The organism is Pseudomonas tumuqii (genome assembly GCF_013184545.1).
Taxonomy (GTDB): domain Bacteria; phylum Pseudomonadota; class Gammaproteobacteria; order Pseudomonadales; family Pseudomonadaceae; genus Aquipseudomonas; species Aquipseudomonas tumuqii.
This window is the reverse complement of the sequence record NZ_JAAOJA010000048.1, coordinates 1-1,330: the sequence shown is the minus strand read 5'-3', so window position 1 is coordinate 1,330 and position 1,330 is coordinate 1. Positions and strand designations below refer to the sequence as shown.

The 1,330-nt window shown below is 69.2% G+C and carries 1 protein-coding gene; it reads right to left on the bottom strand.

Annotation, left to right across the window (positions count from 1 at the left end):
* A partial coding sequence (locus G9C89_RS24865) for an L-serine ammonia-lyase (protein ID WP_172153369.1) occupies positions 1 to 1,330 on the bottom strand: 1,330 nt, incomplete at both ends.

Below are 1,330 nucleotides of genomic sequence, written 5' to 3'. Positions count from 1 at the left end.
CCGCCGCGCGAGGTTTCCTTGTACTTGTCGTGCATGTCGGCGCCGGTGTCGCGCATGGTGCGGATCACCCGGTCGAGCGAGATGAAGTGCTGGCCGTCGCCGCGCAGGGCCATCTGCGCGGCGTTGATCGCCTTCACCGCAGCGATCGCGTTGCGCTCGATGCACGGCACCTGGACCAGCCCGCCGACCGGGTCGCAGGTCAGCCCGAGGTTGTGTTCCAGGCCGATCTCGGCGGCGTTCTCCAGCTGCTCCGGGCTGGCGCCGAGGATTTCCGCGAGGCCCGCCGCGGCCATCGCGCAGGCCGAGCCGACCTCGCCCTGGCAGCCGACTTCGGCGCCGGAGATCGAGGCGTTCTTCTTGCACAGGATGCCCACCGCGGCGGCGGCCAGCAGGTAGTCGACCACGTCCGCCTCGCTCACCGCCGGGCTGAAGCGCACGTAGTAATGCAGCACCGCCGGGATGATCCCGGCCGCGCCATTGGTCGGCGCGGTGACCATGCGCCCGCCGGCGGCGTTCTCCTCGTTGACCGCCAGGGCGAACAGGTTGACCCATTCCATCCCGCTGAGGGTCGAGCCGATCACGTTGGGCTTGCTCATTTCCTGCAGGCTGCGGTGCAGCTTGGCCGCGCGGCGCTTGACGTTGAGCCCGCCGGGCAGGATGCCCTCGTGCTTGAGACCCTGCTCGACGCAGTCGCGCATGGCTTGCCACAGGCGCATCAGGCCGCTGCGGATTTCCGCCTCGCTGCGCCAGGCCTGCTCGTTGGCCATCATCAGTTCGGATACGCGCAGGCCGTGCGTGTTGCATAGACGCAACAGCTCCTCGGCGCTGGAGAAGTCGTAGGGCAGCGCGGTGTGATCCTGATCCAGCTGGCCGGTGGCCGCCTGTTCGGCATCGATCACGAAACCGCCGCCGACCGAATAGTAGGTGTCGTCATGCAGCACGCCGCCGTCGGCCGCGAAGGCCGTCAGGGTCATGGCATTGGGGTGATAGGGCAGGTTCTCGTCGAGCAGCAGCATGTCGCGCGCCCAGTCGAAGGCCACCGGCAGGTTGCCGTCGAGCAGCAGCTGGCCGCTGGCGAGCAGCGCCTCGATGCGCGGTTCGATCTGCGCCGGGTCGATCTGATCCGGCCAGTCGCCCATCAGGCCCATGATCACCGCCCGGTCGCTGCCGTGGCCGACGCCGGTGGCCGACAGCGAACCGTACAGGCGCACTTCCACGCGCTGCACCCGCGCCAGCATGCGCCGCTCGCGCAGCGCGCCGAGGAACAGCGCCGCAGCGCGCATCGGGCCGACGGTATGCGAGCTGGATGGCCCGATACCGATCTTGAACA